Genomic DNA, 2,551 nt, shown 5'->3' with positions numbered 1-2,551 from the left:
AAAGCAGATGCAGCAAGGACGGGGTGTGTCTCTGGAGCGCGTGAGAGGGAGCTGCCGCAAGCAGTCTCGATAGTCCGGAGCAAGGCGAGTCTATCTTGTGTAACTACGTCATTTTTAACGTAGCCAAGCAGGAGGGCTCTCCTATCTTGAAGCGCAGCGGAAGGATAGGAGAGCCTGCTGATTGGGGAGCTTGGCGACATCCTTTTTTGCGCGGCCTTCTGGCCGCTGTCTTTGAGCTATTCATCATCTAGAGAGTACCTTGGCGAGGTGGTTAAGCCCGTTCCCGAAGGGCTGTCCATCAGGCCGTGTGTTTGGCCTGTGGGCAGTAGGGCTTATCCACGGAGCGGGTTTGGTTTTTTCGTTCTTGCTAGCTGCAGTTCTCTCTGGCGAATATCCTCGATTGCCGCCGCCAGTAGCTCCGGATTATTTTCCTCTTTAGCTGCCTTGAGGTATGCCGTGATCTCCGAGGGAGTCGTTAGGTAGTCCGCCACTCGATACGGGCTGAATTGCTCTTTTTTCATCGGCATCAAATTCCTTTTTTGAAGCGTCAATATCATTTTATGACCCTGCTTTAAGGCTGGCAATCAGCTCATCCAGATCCGGATTGTTGTTGTGCTCTAACTTTTCTTTTTTCACGATGGTGCTGAAAGCATTTGTTGTCACTTTTTTGACCGCCGCTTTTGTTTCAGGCTGGGGGGAGGACTCCACTTTCTTCTTGGCTCTCTTGAGCATGCTTTTGTACGCAGCTACCGCTAGATCTGCTCCGGTGACTTGGTTGATGTACTTTGTGACTCGTTCCCAGCCATACAGCCCCTTTGCCGCACAAAAGTCATCATAGTGATAGTTGAACGTTACCTGCTTGGACTTAAAACGTTTCTCGATTAATGCCTGACAGAGCTGCTCGATCTCTTTCATCGTTCCTCACAACCATGCGATGTACCCCATTTTGTACTCTATTATGTGTCCTATGTACCTTTTTTTGTGTCCTATTTTGTGCCATTGTTTGTAACCTTCCTTTGTTTGATGTACTCCATTTTGTGTCTCTTTATGTGCCCCATTTTGTAGTCGCGCAGATCTACAACAAGACAGACAGGCACGACACCGACTGTATACAGGCACGAGACCGACCGTATACAAACTGCGTTTGTACCGTCGGCGTGCCTGCATCCTATCGGCGTGCCAAAGGGGCTCCCCCTTTGAAACCCGAGTGCGGTTCTACGAACCTAAGCAAATCAAAATGCGAATTTGATTATTCGTAATTATGATTTGATGTTTGGTTCCGTTGGTGTCATAACGTAGATATGAAACATCAAAACAGGTTTTTGATATGGAAGAGATCAAAGCAAAATGGGTATTTGAACAGGGTGGCTTTGCCAAGGCGGTGATCGCTCCGACCCCGATGGGTGCCGGTTACCATCTTCATCTGGTGAAGTTTGGCCGCAATTCTGAAACGGAAGTGCTGGAACGCCAGCGCGGAGGCTGGCGGGTCTTTAAGACCATCGATGCAGGGGTTAACACTGCGCACACCATCGGTTTTCGCCGCATCGAGGTGGATCTAAGCAGTCGTTAAGGCTGCCGCGCTGCGCTTGCCAGCTCCCGAACGGGATGCGACAGACTGCGCTAGTCGCTCCCGTTCGGGAGTTCTGCCCTGATCTCCACAAGGTGTGGCCACTAGCCCCATCCGTGATGGACTCTGTTTTACTTCACCTATTGTCCCCCGCGGGCGTCCGCTGGACGCGCTCGATGTTCCGAGCGATTTGTTAGCGGCGAAAGCCCTGCTGCTGCGGTGGGTGAAGGTTTAAGATCTGTCGAGCATTTTAAGAACTTATGGGGTGAGTTATGACGAGCATGGATTTTGGTGTCGGACTGTCTATTGGGGAGTCTGGAAAAGGTTATCTTCGTGGCCAGGTCGCAGGATGGAAAGAGCAGGCTTTGAGGATGGAGAGGGAGCTTGATGATGCAAGGCATTTTGGGCATTCAACAACGTTCAAGTACAACGGCGCTATTGAGCTTATCAAGGAAATGCTTGAAGAGATCCAAGAGTCCAATCCCAATTCTCCGTTAGCCAATCGGGATTTTTTGCGGGACAGGCTCAAGGAGCTTGCCTTACAAAAGGCTTTGCAGAGCGGCTTAGTTCTGGATTATGAGAATGATCGAGTAAGCGATAAACCCTGACGCTTAACAGTGGCCCCACCCTTGATGGACTCTGTTTTGCTTCACCTATTGGCCCCCGCAGGCGTCCGCTGGACGCACTCGATGTTCCGAGCGATTTGTTCCCGCCCCGCGGCAACGGGGCAAGCGGGTGTTCGGGTATCCGAGCGATCTGTTCCAAGGTGGGGCCACTGGCCCCACCCTGATGGACTCCGTTTTGCTTCACCTATTGGCTCCCGCAGGCGTCCGCTGGACGCGCTCGATGTTCCGAGCGATTTGTTCCACTCGGGGTGGTGGTACAACCATAAAGGGGCCATCTCAGAAAACGGAAAATAAAGCACGCTAAGCTCAAAAACTCGCGCTCTTGGGGTCGTCTCAGAAAACGGAATTTAAAGTACGT

The 2,551-nt window shown here is 51.4% G+C and carries 4 protein-coding genes; 2 read left to right on the top strand and 2 right to left on the bottom strand.

Annotation, left to right across the window (positions count from 1 at the left end; translation table 11 throughout):
• Nucleotides 1-332: 332 nt before the first annotated feature.
• Both ACW5W8_RS23500 and ACW5W8_RS23495 read right to left on the bottom strand, forming a co-directional pair.
• Nucleotides 333-521 (bottom strand): helix-turn-helix domain-containing transcriptional regulator, encoded by a 189-nt coding sequence (locus tag ACW5W8_RS23500; RefSeq protein ID WP_498630830.1) that lies wholly within the window; start codon nt 519-521, stop codon nt 333-335.
• A gap of 37 nt (nt 522-558) precedes the next feature.
• Nucleotides 559-915, bottom strand: coding sequence for a hypothetical protein (locus ACW5W8_RS23495; protein WP_498630828.1), 357 nt, complete (start codon nt 913-915; stop codon nt 559-561).
• A 412-nt stretch (nt 916-1,327) separates the two neighbouring features.
• Between ACW5W8_RS23495 and ACW5W8_RS23490 the strand changes: the two genes are divergently transcribed.
• Nucleotides 1,328-1,570 carry a plasmid replication protein RepB gene (locus ACW5W8_RS23490; protein ID WP_426011122.1) on the top strand — a complete coding sequence of 81 codons (243 nt, stop codon included), beginning with the start codon at nt 1,328-1,330 and terminating at the stop codon, nt 1,568-1,570.
• A gap of 269 nt (nt 1,571-1,839) precedes the next feature.
• On the top strand, nt 1,840-2,175 hold the full coding sequence (locus ACW5W8_RS23485) for a hypothetical protein (protein WP_181497754.1): 336 nt from the start codon (nt 1,840-1,842) through the stop codon (nt 2,173-2,175).
• Nucleotides 2,176-2,551 lie beyond the last annotated feature (376 nt).

Source organism: Aeromonas aquatilis (genome assembly GCF_054052405.1).
Note: the sequence above shows the minus strand (reverse complement) of the source record. Positions and strands in the feature narration are given on the sequence as shown.

Bases quoted from the DNA above. Each gene is read 5' to 3' on its own strand.
- ACW5W8_RS23495 (WP_498630828.1), bottom strand. From the start codon at position 915: ATGAAAGAGATCGAGCAGCTCTGTCAGGCATTAATCGAGAAACGTTTT.
- ACW5W8_RS23490 (WP_426011122.1), top strand. From the start codon at position 1,328: ATGGAAGAGATCAAAGCAAAATGGGTATTTGAACAGGGTGGCTTTGCC.
- ACW5W8_RS23500 (WP_498630830.1), bottom strand. From the start codon at position 521: ATGAAAAAAGAGCAATTCAGCCCGTATCGAGTGGCGGACTACCTAACG.
- ACW5W8_RS23485 (WP_181497754.1), top strand. From the start codon at position 1,840: ATGACGAGCATGGATTTTGGTGTCGGACTGTCTATTGGGGAGTCTGGA.